Origin of the sequence: Prosthecobacter sp., assembly GCF_046154365.1 — a bacterium.
GTDB lineage: Bacteria > Verrucomicrobiota > Verrucomicrobiia > Verrucomicrobiales > Verrucomicrobiaceae > Prosthecobacter.
In genome coordinates this window covers 1-14836 of the sequence record NZ_JBJXFV010000036.1, presented here as the reverse complement: position 1 = coordinate 14836, position 14836 = coordinate 1, and the positions used below count along the sequence as shown (strand labels likewise).

Genomic DNA, 14836 nt, shown 5'->3' with positions numbered 1-14836 from the left:
GTGCGCAATGCGTTCGCCAGCCGCAGATTGAAGCCGGGATAATCCACGAGGATCACCGCATCCGGCTTTTGTTGCAGCATCGAGTCGAGCACGGCATTCATCTTCTCTTTGAAGTAGCCGTACATCTTCACCACCTCCCACAAACCGACGACACCGGCGGTTTCGACCCAGTCTTCGATGCCCTCGCCCATCACCTCGCGCATTTTGGGACCGCCCAGCCCGAGCACCTGCATGTCCGGTTCCAGTTCCTTCAATTCACGCAGCAGTCCGGCAGCGTGGGTGTCGCCGCTGACTTCTCCTGCGATGATGAAGATGCGCTTCATGGATGAAACAAGCCAGATTTAACCACAGAGGGCACAGAGAGACACAGAGGGATCAACTGAATGAAACTCGGTGCTCCTCTGTGAACTCGGTGGTGAATGAAATGCATTACTTGGCTCCCAGTGCGGCGTTGCGTTCGATTTGATCGGTGATTTCGAGAGCGATGCGCACGGCCTCAGCGCCTTCCTGGCCGGTGACGACCGGGCGGCGGCCGTGGCGCGCGCATTCGACGAATGCGGCGATTTCGAGCTTCAGCGGCTCGTCTTTTTCGACCTCGACGGCTTCACGCACGATCTGCATGCCGTCCTTGCGGTAGATCCAGCCGCTCTGTTCCTGGTAGTCGAGGCTGAGGTAGCTCTCGCTCTGGAAGACGCGGATTTTGCGCATCTTCTCGGGGCTGATGCGGCTGGCCGTGATGTTGGCGATGCAGCCGTTGGCGAATTTGAGGCGCGCGTTGGCGATGTCTTCACGCTTGGTCAGCACGGGGATGCCGACGGCATCGATCTGAATGAGTTCCGACTTCACGAGGTGCAACACGATCTCGATGTCATGAATCATCACGTCGAGTACGACGCCGATGTCCATGCTGCGGTTCGGGAAGGGCGAAAGGCGATGCGCTTCGATGAAGCGTGGGTTGTCCATGCGTTCCTCAAGCTGGCGCAGCACCGGATTGAAGCGTTCGATGTGGCCGACTTGCAGGATGACGCTTTTGGCCTGGGCGAGTTCGATCAAGGCCTGCGCTTCGCTGTAGGATTCACTGATCGGCTTTTCCACCAGCACATGCACGCCGCGATTCATGAGCGGTTCGGCGACTTTGCGATGGAAAATCGTCGGCACAGCCACGGTGGCGGCATCGACACGTCGCGCGAAGTCTTCGAGGTCACTGGCGGCCTGCGTGCCGTATTGCGCGGCGAATTCGGCGGCGCGTGCAGTATCGGCATCATACACAGCGGCGAAGGTGATCGCGCCGTCGCTCTTCGCGGCGATCTCGGCCATGATGCGGGCGTGATTCTTGCCAATCGCGCCGACGCCGGCGACTCCAATGCGGAAAGGGGTGTTGCTCATGTCAGGTGTAATGATGGCGGCAGGAGACTATTTCGACTCGTTCTTCAATGATGCGATAGAGAATGCGATGCTCGCCATCAATCCGGCGGGACCACAGGCCCGAATACTTGTGTTTGAGGGGTTCAGGCTTGCCAATCCCGGAGAACGGGCTGCGCTGGATGTCTTTGATCAATTCGTTGATCCGCCGGAGCGTGCGGCGGTCCATGTCCTGCCAGTGCAGATAGTCATCCCAGGCGTGGTCGGAGAAAAGAACGTTCATGCATCCCAGTTGATCGGTCTTTCCTTGCCCAGTCCCGCATTCAATTGTGCGAGTGACTCGTCGAGACGCTTCACATTGGCCGGGCTGCGCATCTGATGCTCCGTTTCACAGATGGACTCATACTCCTCCAGCGGGATCATGACGACGCGATGATGCTCGCCGTGCTCGATGATGACGGCTTCGCGGTCATCACACACCTTCATGATGGTCGCGGCGAGATTCTTGCTGGCTCTGGCGCTGGTGATGGCGGTCATGTTGGGAAAGGAGCACAGGTTGAGGGTGAAATCAAAATTTGCCGGGGAACTTCATGCCGGGCGGAAGTTTGGGCATCTTGCCGCCGCCGCCAAGGCCGCCGAGCATGCCGCCGAGTCCGCCCATGCCACCACCACCTGCGCCGCCGCCACCCATCATGCCCATCATCTGGGCCATCATGCCCTGGTTGCTCATGAGCTTCTTCATCATCTCGAACTGCTTGAGAAGTTGGTTCATTTCCATCACGGGACGACCGGCGCCGTTGCAGATGCGTTTGCGGCGCTGACCATTGATGATCTCGGGCCGCTGCCGCTCTTTCGGCGTCATCGAGAGGATCAGCGCCTCGGTGTGCTTGAGCTTTTTGTCGGCATCGGGACCGATGGCGTCCTTCATTTTGCCCATGCCGGGGAGCATGCCCAGCAGGCTGCCCATGCCGCCGGAGCTGAGCTTTTTCATCATGCGCATCTGCTGCAGCATGTCGGTGAAGTCGAATTTGTTCGACTGCATGCGCGCGGCGAGCTTCATCGCCTCCTTCTCGTCGATTTCTTCCGCTGCTTTCTCCACGAGGCCGACGACGTCGCCCATGCCGAGAATGCGCTGGGCCATGCGGTCCGGGTGGAAGACTTCGAGCTGATCGATCTTTTCGCCAACACCGAGGAACTTGACCGCGCAGCCGGTGACCTGACGCATCGAGAGCAGCGCACCACCACGGGCGTCGCCATCGAGCTTGGTCATGATCAAACCGGTGATGCCAACGGCTTCGTTGAACTTCTTTGCAACGTTCACCGCCTGCTGGCCGGTGGCGGCATCGGCGACGAGCAGGACTTCGTTCGGCTGCACCACGGCACGCACGCGCTTGAGTTCAGCGAGCAGTTCTTCATCGAGATCCTGACGACCCGCAGTGTCGAAGATGGCGATGCCGCTGCCTTGGGCCTTGAGCCATTCCAACGATGCCTTCGCGGCTTTGACGGGATCCGTTTCGCCTTCGGCAGGGGCAAAGACCGGCACGTTGAGCTGCTGACCGAGCACCTGGAGTTGCTTGATGGCGGCAGGGCGATACAAATCGAGCGCGAGCAGCAGCGGGCGGCGTCCCTGCTTCTTCAACCAGCTCGCCAGCTTGGCCGAGGTGGTCGTTTTACCGGCGCCATTGAGGCCGGTCATCAGAATGCGCTGCGGCGGGTCGAGATTCAGCGCACTGGCATCGCTGCCGAGCAGTTTGACCAGCTCATCGTGGAAGATTTTGACGATCTGCTGGCCGGGGGAGACGGTGCGCAGCACTTCGGCACCGACGGACTGCTTGGTGACGTTTTCGACGAGGTCTTTGGTGACTTGGAAGTCCACATCCGCTTCGAGCAGCGCCATGCGGATGTCCTTCATCGCCTCGCCCACATTGGATTCACTGATGCGGCCCTGGCCGCGCAGTTTTTTGAAGGCGAGTTCGAGTTTTTCGGAGAGAGCGGAGAACATGAGGGAATGGAGAGGGGCGCAGGATAGTCGGCAGATGCCCGCGCATGGCAACTGCGAAGCGTGGGGGAGCTTGCAGTAGTCGGTGGGCGGTGATCGGTGAAGGCGGGGTGCGGTGCAAATGCTTGCCTCCGCTTCCATCCCCGGCTCTCATGGGCGTTCATGTTCGAACAAGCCTTCAAAAACATCGACGACGTCCTCTGGAAAGACGCCGGCTGCACCAGCGAACTCGATTACACCGAGCAGACCTCGTGGCTCCTCTTCCTGAAATACCTCGACGCCCTCGAACACGACAAAGCCACCGAAGCCGCCCTCGACGGCAGGAAATACACCCACATCCTCGATGCGCCTTACCGCTGGGAATCCTGGGCTGCACCCAAAGACAAGAGCGGCCAGATCGACCACAACAACGCCCTCACCGGCGACGACCTGATCCAGTTCGTGAATGGGAAGCTCTTCCCCTACCTGCACGGTTTCAAGGCCAAGGCCACCGGGCCGAACACCCTCGAATACAAGATTGGGGAGATATTTGGGGAGATTAAGAACAGGATTCAGAGCGGGTATAATCTGCGGGACATTATTGACCCAATTGATGGGCTGCGATTCCAGTCGCAGACCGAGAAGCACGAGCTCTCGCATCTCTACGAGGCGAAGATCAAGAACATGGGCAACGCCGGGCGCAACGGCGGCGAGTATTACACCCCGCGTCCGCTTGAGCGTGCCATCATCCATGTCTTGAAGCCGCGCATTGGCGAAAGCATCTACGACGGCGCGTCGGGGTCGTGCGGCTTCCTTTGCGAGAGTTACATTTACCTGAAGGAGACCAATCCCAACCTCACCACCGCGCAGGCCCGGATTCTCCAGGAGCGCACCTTCTACGGGAAGGAAAAGAAGTCCCTCGCCTACGTCATCGGGGTGATGAACATGATTCTGCACGGCATCGAAGCGCCCAACATCATCCACACCAACACGCTCACCGAAAACCTCGCGGACATTCAGGACAAGGACCGTTACGACATCGTGGAAGCCAATCCGCCCTTCGGCGGCAAGGAGCGCAAGGAAGTGCAGCAAAACTTCCCCATCCGCACCGGCGAGACGGCGTTCCTCTTCCTCCAGCACTTCATCAAAATCCTCAAGGCCGGAGGCCGCGCCGGCATCGTCATCAAGAACACCTTCCTCTCCAACACCGACAACGCCTCCGTCAGCCTGCGCCAGAAGCTCCTCGAAGAATGCAACCTCCACACCGTGCTCGACTGCCCCGGCGGCACGTTCATCGGCGCGGGCGTGAAGACCGTGGTGCTGTTCTTTGAGAAAGGCACGAAGACGCGCAAGGTGTGGTTCTACCAGCTCGACCCCGGACGCAACATGGGCAAGACCAACCCGCTGAATGATGCGGACCTCAGTGACTTCATTGACCGGCAGCGGACCTTTGCGGAGTCGCCCAAAAGCTGGAGCGTGGACGTGGCGGCCATCGACCCGAAGACCTTTGATTTGTCCGTGAAGAATCCGAGCGGCGGCGAGGAAATCGCGCACCGCAGCCCGCAGGAAATCATGGACGAAATCGCCGCGCTGGACGCCGAGAGCGCCGAAGTGCTGGCCGGAATCAGGAGGCTCCTATGAAAAGCGATGAGAAGAATGCGAAGAATGTGAGTGATGGGAAACATACCGCCTATCCTTCCCATAATTCCCCTGAGCCAGAGCGCATCCTCCCCCCTCGCGGTGATTACCAGACCCTTCTCTCCTTTCAGAAAGCCGAGGTGGTTTATGACATCACCTTCCGCTTCGCGCACAAGTATCTCGGCAGAGGCGACCGCACCGTGGACCAGATGATTCAGTCCGCCCGCTCCGGCAAACAAAACATCTTGGAAGGCAGCAAAGCCGCCACAACCTCCAAGGAAACCGAAATCAAACTCACCAACGTAGGCCGCGCCAGCCTTGAAGAACTGCTCGCCGACTACCGCGATTACCTCCGCGTGCGCGACCACGCCATTTGGGACAAAGACTCCAAGGAAGCCCTGTTCGTCCGGCGATTGGGTCGCAAAACCCCGCACACCTTTGAGCTTTACCGCGAGTTTCTTGAAACCCGCCCGCCGGAGGTCATCGCCAACATCGCCATTTGCCTGATTCACCAGACGAACTACCTGCTCGACCAGCAACTCCGCCGGCTGGAAAAAGATTTCGTGGAGGGCGGCGGCCTCCGCGAACGCATGACCCGCGCCCGCCTCGCTCACCGCAACCAACCGCCGAAGAAATGATTTCCATCACGCCCATCCATCCCCTGCTTCCCATCGCCGCGCTGGACGCCGAGAGCGCGGAAGTGCTGGGCAACATCAAGGCGCTGCTATGAAGATGGGGTGGCAGACAAAGAAGGTCAGCGAAATTGCCAAGCACTCGCTAGGCAAGATGCTCGACAAGGCGAAGAACAAGGGCGAGCCGCAGCCTTATCTTCGCAATCTCAACGTCCGCTGGTTCGACTTCGATTTGTCCGACGTGCTCGAAATGCCGTTCCTGCCGACCGAGGTCGAGAAATACACCGCCGTCAAAGGAGACGTGCTCATTTGCGAAGGCGGCTACCCCGGACGTGCCGCCATCTGGGAGAAAGACGAACCAATCTACTTTCAGAAGGCGCTTCATCGAGTGCGCTTCCATGAACCGGAGCGCAGCAAATGGTTTCTATATTACCTGCTCTCGAAAGACCTCGATGGCACGCTGAAGAACCATTTCAACGGCGCAGGCATTCAGCACTTCACCGGCGAAGCACTGGCCCAGTTTGAAGTCCCGCTCCCCCCGCTGGCCGAACAGCAGCGGATCGTCGGCCTGCTGGACGAAGCGTTTGAGGGCCTCGCCACCGCCAAAGCCAACGCCGAAAAGAACCTCCAAAACGCCCGCGCACTCTTCGAAAGCCACCTCCAATCCGTCTTCACCCAGCGCGGCCCGGGGTGGGTGGAGAAGTCTGTGAAAGAAATCGCCGCACCAGCCAAAGGCTCAATTCGCACAGGGCCGTTCGGTAGCCAGCTTCTGCACAGCGAGTTCGTTGAGGAGGGCATCGCGGTCCTCGGCATCGACAACGCCGTGGCTAATGAGTTTCGCTGGGGAAAGAGCCGGTTCATCACGCCAGAAAAGTATCGCCAGCTTGAGCGCTACACTGTGCATCCCGGAGACGTGCTGATTACAATCATGGGCACATGTGGTCGGTGCGCGATTGTCCCTGACGACATCCCGACTGCAATCAACACGAAGCATATTTGCTGCATCACCCTTGACCGGAAGCAGTGCTTGCCGGGCTATCTCCACATTTACTTCCTGCACGCACCGCAGTCGCAAGAGTTCCTAGCCAAGCATGCTAAAGGCGCAATCATGGCTGGGTTGAACATGGGTCTGATTCAGGAGCTTCCGGTCATGCTCCCGACAGTTCAGGTTCAGGCGGCAATCGTCGAAGCAGCGGAAGACCTCCGCGAAGAAACCCAACGCCTCGCCCGCCTCTACGAGCGGAAGCACGCCGCGCTGGAGGCGTTGAAGAAGTCGCTGCTGCACCAAGCCTTCAGCGGGGAGCTGTGACCTGCTTGACTGACAGCTTGAGTCATCCTTGACCTACCCGGCCCCACTTCATGTATAGAAAAAGTCGGTTTCCTTTACATGTGAGCGGCAACGTGATAAGGGAAAGCCACTTTTCTATACATGTCCAAGCTGCCGCCATTGCCGTTGACGAACCTTGCCTCGCTGGAGACGCGCGAGGTCTGGACGGCATTGACGGCGGCGCACCGGCACTTGGCGGAGCTGAAGGGGCTGTGTGAGTCGCTGCCGAACCAGGGCATCCTGCTCGATACGCTGGGCATCCAGGAGGCGAAGGACAGCTCGGAGATCGAGAACATCATCACCACGCACGATGAGTTGTATGCCTCGCAGGAGGATTCGTCCGTCACTCCCGCCGCCAAAGAAGTGCGGCATTACGTTTCCGCCCTGCGCACGGGTTTCGAGGCAGTGAGGGACTCGGGCCTGATTCGGCTGGAGACCGTGCTGGCCGTGCAAGCAGAGCTGGAGCAGAACCGCGCGGGATTGCGGAAGCTGCCAGGCACGGTGTTGAAGAACGAAGCCACCGGTGCGGTGATCTATGAGCCGCCGCAGGATGCTGCCGAAGTCGAAGCGCTGATGGGCAACCTGATCGACTTCATCCATGCGGATGACGGGCTGGACCCGCTGCTGCGGATGGCGATCACGCATCACCAGTTCGAGAGCATTCACCCGTTTTATGACGGGAATGGCCGCACGGGTCGCATCCTAAACCTGCTAATGCTGCAACGTGATGACTTGCTGGATCTGCCGGTGCTCTACCTGAGCCGCTACATCACCACGACGAAGCCGGACTACTACCGCCTGCTGCAAACGGTGCGTGACGAGGAGCGCTGGGCGGAATGGTGCCTCTACCTGCTCAAAGGCGTGGCCGTGACCGCCCGTAGCGCGATCGCACTGGTGAAGGCATTTCGCGATCTGATGCTGAGGACGAAGCACGACCTGCGCGAACGACTGCCGAAACTCTACAGCCAGGACTTGTTGAACAATCTCTACCGGCATCCTTACACGAAGATCGAGTTCATCGAGCGGGAGCTGGGAGTGTCGCGCATCACGGCCACGAAGTATCTGGAGCAGCTTGCTCAGGCGGGTCTGGTGCGGAAGCAGAAGATGGGCAAGACGAATTTTTACATCAACGAGCCGCTCTTCGCCCTGCTCAGCAACGTGACGCTGGAACAACCATGAACGAAGCCGAAACCCGCGCCGAGCACATTGATCCCGCTTTGAAAGCGGCGGGCTGGGGCGTGGTGGAGGGTAGCCGCATCCGGCGGGAGTATCGGATCACGGAAGGCCGTATCGAGGGGCACGGGAAGCGTGGCAGAGCGGACATCGCGGACTATGTGCTGGAGTATCGCAATACTAGGCTCGGGGTGGTGGAGGCGAAGGCAGAGGACGAGGAACTGACCGAGGGCGTGGGGCAGGCGAAGGGCTACGCGGGCAGGCTGGCGATTCGCTTCGCCTACGCGACGAATGGGCGCGGCATCTATGAGATCGACATGGCGCCGCCGCCGGGTTCCACGCAGCCGGCAGAGTGGGAGGTGCCGTGTTTCCCGACGCCGCAGGAGCTGTGGGAGATGACGTTTGCCGAAGCCAATGAATGGCGGGATCGCTTCGCCGCCGTGCCCTTTGAGGACCGGGGAGGTTACTTCCAGGGCCGCTACTACCAGGACATCGCCATTGTGCGCGTGCTGGAGGCCGTCGCTGCGGGTTGTCTGCGCATCCTGCTCACGCTGGCGACGGGCACGGGCAAGACGTTCATCGCGTTTCAGATCGCGTGGAAGCTCTTTCAAGCACGCTGGAACCTGAGCGGTGAGCCGACGCGCAGGCCGCGCATCCTGTTTCTCGCAGATCGGAACATCCTGGCGAACCAGGCCTTCAATGCGTTCTCCGCTTTCCCCGAAGACGCGCTGGTGCGGATCGAGCCGGGTGACATCAAGAAGAAGGGCAAGGTGCCGAAGAACGGCAGTCTGTTCTTCACGATCTTCCAGACCTTCATGAGCGGGCCGGGTGACTCGCCTTACTTCGGTGAGTATCCGCCGGACTTCTTCGACTTCATCGTCATCGACGAGTGCCATCGTGGCGGTGCCAATGACGAGAGCACCTGGCGTGAGATCTTGAACTACTTCAAGCCAGCGGTGCAACTCGGCCTCACGGCAACACCGAAGCGGAAGGACAACGTGGACACCTACGCCTACTTCGGTGAGCCGGTGTTTGTCTATTCTCTCAAGCAGGGCATCAACGATGGCTTCCTGACGCCCTTCCGCGTGAAGCAGATCAGCACGACGCTGGATGAGTATGTGTGGACGCCGGATGACAAGGTGATGGAGGGCGAGGTGGAAGCGGGGAAGCTTTACCAGGAGGGTGAGTTCAACAAAGCCATCGAGATCAAAGAGCGTGAGCGCAAGCGGGTAGAGATCTTCATGGGATTGATCGACCAGACACACAAGACGCTGGTGTTCTGCGCCAGCCAGGAGCATGCACTGCTGGTGCGGGACCTGATCAATCAGGTGAAGACCAGCAAGGACCCGAACTACTGCCAACGCGTGACGGCGAATGACGGTGCGCTCGGAGAGCAGCACTTGCGTGACTTTCAAGACAACGAGAAGAGCATCCCGACGATCCTCACCACCTCCCAGAAGCTCAGCACTGGCGTGGATGCGCGCAACGTGCGCAACATCGTCCTGATGCGCCCGGTGAAGTCGATGATCGAATTTAAGCAGATCATCGGACGCGGCACGCGGCTCTACGATGGGAAGGACTACTTCACGATCTATGACTTCGTGAAGGCGCACCTCAACTTCCTCGATCCTGAGTGGGACGGAGAGCCGCTGGAAGAAGAACTCTGCGCGAAATGCGGCACGCGCCCTTGCGCCTGCGAAGTGGTGCCTCCGCAGCCTTGTGCTGTCTGCGGCAAGGCACCGTGTGAGTGCCCGAAGGAGCCGTGTCTGGAGTGTGGAAAGCGCCCCTGCGTGTGTGAGCGGAAGAAGAAGGCCAAAGTGAAGCTCGCCGATGGCAAGTCGCGGACGATCCAGCACATGCTCATGACGAGCTTCTGGCATCCCGACGGCACGCCGATGAGCGCCCAGCAGTTCATGGAGCTGCTGTTCGGCAAGCTGCCGGAGTTTTTCGCGAATGAAGACGAACTGCGCGTGCTGTGGAGCGAGCCCGAGACACGCAAAAAGCTGCTCGAAGGCCTGGCGGAGAAAGGCTTCGGCAAAGACCAGCTCCACGAGATGCAAATGATCATCGACGCCGAGAAGAGCGACCTCTTCGACGTGCTGGCCCACGTGGCCTACGCGCTGCCGACCCTGAGCCGCGAAGAACGTGCCGCGAAGGCCAAAGTGGAGATCAGCACGCACTTCAACAGCAAGCAGCAGGTGTTCCTCGACTTCGTGCTGTCACATTACATCAGCGTCGGCGTCGAAGAACTCGATAAGGACAAGCTGACGCCGTTGCTCAAGCTCAAGTATCACGACTCCATCCAAGACGCCGTGGCCGATCTGGGCAGCGACGTGGGCAAGGCCTTTGCGGGCTTCCAGAAGTATCTGTATCAGGACGTGGCGTGAATGAAGCGGCCAACAGTGTCGGCTACGGCGCGGGCAGATAAGCCGCCGCGAGGTCGATCTTGAAGCGCCAGCTTACGACTTCGGCGGGCTGGGCGGGATCGCGCTGGAAGCTGAGGCTGACGGCGCATTCTTCGCGGCGCAGTTTGTAGGGGAACTGGAAGCGCACGATCATGGTGGCGGGATCGTAGGAGGCGGGGACGGTGCCGAGGCCGGCGATGCGCATTTTGATGCTGTCGGGGACGATGGTGCCGATTTTTTTGAGGTCAGCTTCAATGACGGGCATGCGGCTGGTGATGACGGCGTCGGGCTTGGGGGTGAGCTGGATGAGCTGCTCGCCTTTGTCGTTCTTGGCATCGGCGACGAGGAATTTGTTGGAGCCGACATCGCCACGGCCACGGAAGCTGGTGGCGAGCTTGAAGTTGGTGTCGCTGTCGCCGTGGACGATGTAGCGGCCAAGTTTGCCGTTGGGGGTGTCCCAGGTGACTTTCTGGCCGTTGACGGTGACGAGGGACTCGTAGCCGATCTGCAAGGCGGTTTCCATGGTGGCATCATCGAAGATGCCGAAGGGGTAGGCGAAGGAGGGGCATTTGATGTTGAGGTTCTGCTCCAGGAACTCGCGTGAGTCCTTCAACTCGCTCAAAACCCACTGCTGGAAGTCGGCGTCGGTCTTGGCACCTTTGGGGCGCTTCTTGAGGCTTTCATGCGAGACGCTGTGGCTGCCGACTTCGCAGCCGTTTTGCATCATTTCTTTGATCTGCGTCCAGCTCATGGAACGGCCGCCGATGTTGACGTATTTTTTGTAGAGATAGACGGTGAAGGGGAAGCCGAAGTCGCGCAGGACGGGATAGGCGAAGGTGTAAACGCCCTCCCAGCCGTCATCCATGGTGATGACGATGGCTTCTTCGGGGATGTTCTTCTCGCCCTTCTTCCACGCCATGACATCGCTGAGCGGGATGACGGGGATTTTGGAATCTTTGATGGCTTGCATCTGCTCGCGGAACTTGGTGGCGGCGATGAGCATGGGGCTGCCGCCGCGTTCGCGAAAATCGTGGTAGCCAAGGATGGAGACGACGGCGGACTTGTTGAGTTCGAAGGCGGGTGCTTTGGGCACGTCGGGTTCCGGTGCGGCCGCGGCGAGCATGGCGGACTCCTGCAGCTTTTTCTCGATGGCCTGTTCTTCTGGGGTCAGAACGGGTTCAGCGGGCTTGAGTGGCGGTGGCTTCGGCGTGACGCCGCTTTGCTCGGCAAGGCGGCGTAGCTTGTCCTGGATGCGCTTGCAGCCGGGCAGGGTGCCGAGGGCGAAGACGGCGAGGAGGATGAGAGTGATAGGGCGCATATGGGGCGGGTTGCTGGGTGCTCAGTGCTCAGTGCTCAGTGCTCAGTGCTCAGTGCACAGTGCTCAGTGCTCAGTGCTCAGTTGCGATTTTGCGGTCTGGGACTGAGCACTAAGCACTGAGCACTTGGATTGAACTTTCATGGATTGGCGGGCCTCGGTTTGGCGATGAGCAGGCTTTTGAGGATGAGTTTGGAGTTGGTTTTGTCGCCAGCGCTGAGGCGCAGTGTTTCGCCGCGATGATCGCTGGTCAAGGTGAGGCTGCCAAGGCGCAGAATGCGGAAGGTTTGCGCGTCCTTGGTGGTGCGGTCGGTATCCAGCTCCTTTTCGACGGTCTGGCCGTTGAACTCGACGCTGATTTTCAACGGTTCGGTGAGTTCGGGGCAGGCGTAATGCAGCAGGATGTCATAGGTGCCAGCGGCGATGAGTTCGATGCGCCACTCGGCTGCGCCGATGGCGGCGGTTTCGGCATTCGCGGCGGGAGCGGGTGAAACTGTTTGTGCCAGCGCCGGTGACAGCGCGATGAGCGCCTGTTTGCGCTCGATGGGGACCGGTGCGGCGATGGGGGCGGGCATGGGCATCGCCCCTGATTGCGCCTGCTGCATGGCGATGAGGTCCAGCACGCCGCCTGCGCTGATGATCTGCTGAATGCGGGCGATCTCGGCCTGATAGGCGGTCTTGTCGGTCGCGCTGGCGGCCTGGCGCTGCAGTTCGACGAGATATTTGCCCAGCAGCGGGATGTGTCGCGCGCTCAGCTCCTTCTGATAGATGCTTTCCATCTGCGGCAGGCGCGTGACGGCTGCCGGTGCGGCGGGCTGCTGCGCGGTGGCGGTGTGGGCAAACAAGGCGAGGCATGCAACCAGCATGAGTCGGTGCATCATGGTTTTTTACCTCCGTTTGATTCCGTCGCGAGCGCCCAGGCGCCCGGCGAGGGCTGGCGGTTTTTGGCGGCGTTTTCACGGGCACCGAGCGCCGCGATGAGCGCCTGCTCCGTGGTGTTGCGGCGTGCTTCACGCGGCGGGGGCACAACGGCGGCGAAGCCGTGATCGACGAGCATATTTTGATACAGGCCGACCTCGGGCAGGAACAGCAGTGCGGCCAGAGTGCCGTCTTTGTCGCGATCCGGGCGGATGAGGAGCCGCAGCGGCTTGTCACGCAGGTAGCCAGCGGTGAATTCACGGGCGTCACGGCCGATGGCGAGGGCGTCCTCGTCTTCGATGTTGAAGCGTTTGGCAAAACGTTTCAAGCCGGGATCATTTTCCGCCACGGGCGCACAATCGATCCACAGCAGGCGTACGGCGAGTGTGCGGCCGTCGTGAATGATGGTGAAGCGTTCGCCAGACACCGGGTCTTCAGGGGCAAGACGGGCGTCACTCAGGTCTTCAAAGCCATCGAGGCTGCCGCCGGTGGTGGCGATGGCACGAATGCCGGTCGGACCTTTTTTCTCATCGGCCAGCCGTTTGATGCGGCGTGTTTCAGCCTCGATCTGATCCTGCAAAGCCGGTTTGGCGGTGGCGAGTGTGCGCAAGTCGGCAAGATAAGTGTCGGTGGCGATTTTTTTGGCGGCGTCGAGGGCCGTTTTCAGCGTGGCGCTGGCTTGCTGCATGGCGGTCGTGGAATTCGTCGGCGTGGCTGAGGGGGCGACGGTGGCGGCGTCTTCAGTGATGGGAACGAGGCGCAGATTGCGGATGCGGACGATGTTGGCGGGATAACCGGCGGCGCTGGTGAACCGCAGGGTGATGGGATTGCGGGTGAACGTGAGCGGGCCGACACGCGTGGTGGTGAAGGTGGTTTCATCGGTGCTGCGGACGATTTCAAACGTGCGGCGGTTTTCAGAGGCGTTGCCGAGCAGTGTGACCTCGTTGAACTCAAACGCGGCGCTCGGCTGCGGCTGAAATTTGGCCGAGGCATAGATGCTGCCGGCCACGGGTGCATCGCTCATGTTGGCCTCGAATTCGAGATGGTAGCGGCCTGGCACGAGGCGGAAGTTCTGCCATTCCGCGCCGCTGCCGTTTGAGCGCCAGCCGCCGATCGTTTCACCCGAAGCCTGGGCGGATCCCATGAGTCTTGCTTGAGCCAGGGGCAGGGGAGTGGCGAGGCTGGACGCGGTGCCGCTGTAGAGCGCCCGCAGTTGCTCGCGGCGCTGGCGGATGGCGCGTGCCTCTTCGTAATCACCACCGGCGGCGATCTCAGCTTCTGCTTTGCCGAGGGCACGCTCGTACTGCTCAGTGAGCAGTTGTGAGTCTGTCATCACCTGGCGTATGAACGTGGCGCGCGTGGTGGTGAGCGTGGCGGGTTCTGCGGGCACCGTTTGTGCATGCAGCCCGATGCAAGCGCAGGCATGCAGGGCGATGAGGCAAACGGGTGGCAGACAGAATTTCATCGTGAGGCAGGCACGAGTTCCACGCCCAGCAGTTGCATGAGGTTGTTGGTGACCAGTGATTGCGCCGCCAGGGTGAGTGTTCCCGAGCCGTCGCTGATCTTGAGCGTGCCGGCGTTGCGCTCTTCGGGGCCCTTGAGCGTGGTTTCGATGTTCGTGGTGAGCGAGAAGCGTGCCTCTTTGAGCAGCAGTGTGCCGCCTTCCGCCGCACCACAGCGATAGCGCAGCATGACTTCATAACCTCCGGCCGGAAGTGCAGGCAGTTTCCAGGTGGCGGCGGCTCCGAGCTTCGACCAGCCGGTGATGGCACCGCCTTCGCGCCTGAGTTCGCTCAAGGTGGCAGATTCGAGTGGGAGTTTGATGCGATCCGGCAGCAGGGCGGTTTTGATCCCCTGTTCGCGGGTTTGCAGGAGCAGCAGCTCTTTGTCGAGTCGGCCCAGTTCGTTTTGCAGGCGCTTGCGTTCGTCACGGGCGGTGATGGCGGCGTCGTAATCACGCGTGTCGGCGAACTGGCGTTCCAGGGCGGAGAGCGTGGTGATCTGCTGTTTGACTGGAGCGAGGCTGGCTTCGATCAGGCTGCGATCATAACCCATGCGTAGCAGGGCGATCTCCTGGCTCGCGCCCGG

At 60.4% G+C, this 14836-nt stretch carries 13 protein-coding genes and 1 pseudogene; 5 read left to right on the top strand and 9 right to left on the bottom strand.

Features of this window, described 5'->3' with window-relative positions:
* The 5 genes and pseudogenes from ACKVY0_RS04360 to ffh all read right to left on the bottom strand — a co-directional run.
* Positions 1–323 (bottom strand): annotated as a pseudogene (locus ACKVY0_RS04360) (lipid-A-disaccharide synthase); the annotation flags it as partial.
* Between the two features lie 106 nt (positions 324–429).
* On the bottom strand, positions 430–1386 hold the full coding sequence (locus ACKVY0_RS04355; protein ID WP_409213570.1) for a Gfo/Idh/MocA family oxidoreductase: 957 nt from the start codon (positions 1384–1386) through the stop codon (positions 430–432).
* 1 nt (position 1387) lies between these two features.
* Positions 1388–1645, bottom strand: a complete 258-nt coding sequence (locus tag ACKVY0_RS04350) for a Txe/YoeB family addiction module toxin (protein WP_409213569.1) — start codon at positions 1643–1645, stop codon at positions 1388–1390.
* Positions 1642–1899 carry a type II toxin-antitoxin system Phd/YefM family antitoxin gene (locus tag ACKVY0_RS04345; protein WP_409213568.1) on the bottom strand — a complete coding sequence of 86 codons (258 nt, stop codon included), beginning with the start codon at positions 1897–1899 and terminating at the stop codon, positions 1642–1644. The genes ACKVY0_RS04350 and ACKVY0_RS04345 overlap by 4 nt, the downstream gene beginning before the upstream one ends.
* A 31-nt stretch (positions 1900–1930) precedes the next feature.
* Entirely contained in the window at positions 1931–3364 is a 1434-nt protein-coding gene (ffh, locus tag ACKVY0_RS04340) for a signal recognition particle protein (RefSeq protein ID WP_409213567.1), read from the bottom strand.
* Positions 3365–3523: 159 nt separating this feature from the next.
* Between ffh and ACKVY0_RS04335 the strand changes: the two genes are divergently transcribed.
* From ACKVY0_RS04335 to hsdR, 5 genes are all read left to right on the top strand, one after another.
* Positions 3524–4981 (top strand): N-6 DNA methylase, encoded by a 1458-nt coding sequence (locus ACKVY0_RS04335; RefSeq protein ID WP_409213566.1) that lies wholly within the window; start codon positions 3524–3526, stop codon positions 4979–4981.
* A complete protein-coding gene (locus tag ACKVY0_RS04330) occupies positions 4978–5616 on the top strand; it encodes a four helix bundle suffix domain-containing protein (protein ID WP_409213565.1) in 639 nt (212 codons plus the stop codon). The genes ACKVY0_RS04335 and ACKVY0_RS04330 overlap by 4 nt, the downstream gene beginning before the upstream one ends.
* A 94-nt stretch (positions 5617–5710) precedes the next feature.
* On the top strand, positions 5711–6919 hold the full coding sequence (locus tag ACKVY0_RS04325; RefSeq protein ID WP_409213564.1) for a restriction endonuclease subunit S: 1209 nt from the start codon (positions 5711–5713) through the stop codon (positions 6917–6919).
* 120 nt (positions 6920–7039) lie between these two features.
* On the top strand, positions 7040–8116 hold the full coding sequence (locus ACKVY0_RS04320) for a Fic family protein (protein WP_409213563.1): 1077 nt from the start codon (positions 7040–7042) through the stop codon (positions 8114–8116).
* On the top strand, positions 8113–10497 hold the full coding sequence (gene hsdR, locus ACKVY0_RS04315; protein ID WP_409213562.1) for an EcoAI/FtnUII family type I restriction enzme subunit R: 2385 nt from the start codon (positions 8113–8115) through the stop codon (positions 10495–10497). Before ACKVY0_RS04320 ends, hsdR begins: the two co-directional genes overlap by 4 nt.
* A 22-nt stretch (positions 10498–10519) precedes the next feature.
* Here hsdR and ACKVY0_RS04310 read toward each other — a convergent pair whose 3' ends face one another.
* The 4 genes from ACKVY0_RS04310 to ACKVY0_RS04295 form a co-directional block, all read right to left on the bottom strand.
* Entirely contained in the window at positions 10520–11833 is a 1314-nt protein-coding gene (locus tag ACKVY0_RS04310) for a polysaccharide deacetylase family protein (protein ID WP_409213561.1), read from the bottom strand.
* 137 nt (positions 11834–11970) lie between these two features.
* Positions 11971–12696, bottom strand: a complete 726-nt coding sequence (locus ACKVY0_RS04305) for a hypothetical protein (protein ID WP_409213560.1) — start codon at positions 12694–12696, stop codon at positions 11971–11973.
* 11 nt (positions 12697–12707) lie between these two features.
* Entirely contained in the window at positions 12708–14213 is a 1506-nt protein-coding gene (locus ACKVY0_RS04300) for a hypothetical protein (RefSeq protein WP_409213559.1), read from the bottom strand.
* Positions 14210–14836: hypothetical protein (locus ACKVY0_RS04295; protein WP_409213558.1), on the bottom strand; the 627-nt coding region annotated here is incomplete at its 5' end. The genes ACKVY0_RS04300 and ACKVY0_RS04295, both read right to left, overlap by 4 nt.

Excerpts from the sequence above, each read along its gene's own strand:
- ACKVY0_RS04310 (WP_409213561.1), bottom strand. The coding sequence starts at position 11,833 with ATGCGCCCTATCACTCTCATCCTCCTCGCCGTCTTCGCCCTCGGCACC.
- ACKVY0_RS04350 (WP_409213569.1), bottom strand. The coding sequence starts at position 1,645 with ATGAACGTTCTTTTCTCCGACCACGCCTGGGATGACTATCTGCACTGG.
- hsdR (WP_409213562.1), top strand. The coding sequence starts at position 8,113 with ATGAACGAAGCCGAAACCCGCGCCGAGCACATTGATCCCGCTTTGAAA.
- ffh (WP_409213567.1), bottom strand. The coding sequence starts at position 3,364 with ATGTTCTCCGCTCTCTCCGAAAAACTCGAACTCGCCTTCAAAAAACTG.
- ACKVY0_RS04355 (WP_409213570.1), bottom strand. The coding sequence starts at position 1,386 with ATGAGCAACACCCCTTTCCGCATTGGAGTCGCCGGCGTCGGCGCGATT.
- ACKVY0_RS04345 (WP_409213568.1), bottom strand. The coding sequence starts at position 1,899 with ATGACCGCCATCACCAGCGCCAGAGCCAGCAAGAATCTCGCCGCGACC.
- ACKVY0_RS04330 (WP_409213565.1), top strand. The coding sequence starts at position 4,978 with ATGAAAAGCGATGAGAAGAATGCGAAGAATGTGAGTGATGGGAAACAT.
- ACKVY0_RS04305 (WP_409213560.1), bottom strand. The coding sequence starts at position 12,696 with ATGCTGGTTGCATGCCTCGCCTTGTTTGCCCACACCGCCACCGCGCAG.
- ACKVY0_RS04325 (WP_409213564.1), top strand. The coding sequence starts at position 5,711 with ATGGGGTGGCAGACAAAGAAGGTCAGCGAAATTGCCAAGCACTCGCTA.
- ACKVY0_RS04335 (WP_409213566.1), top strand. The coding sequence starts at position 3,524 with ATGTTCGAACAAGCCTTCAAAAACATCGACGACGTCCTCTGGAAAGAC.
- ACKVY0_RS04300 (WP_409213559.1), bottom strand. The coding sequence starts at position 14,213 with ATGAAATTCTGTCTGCCACCCGTTTGCCTCATCGCCCTGCATGCCTGC.
- ACKVY0_RS04320 (WP_409213563.1), top strand. The coding sequence starts at position 7,040 with ATGTCCAAGCTGCCGCCATTGCCGTTGACGAACCTTGCCTCGCTGGAG.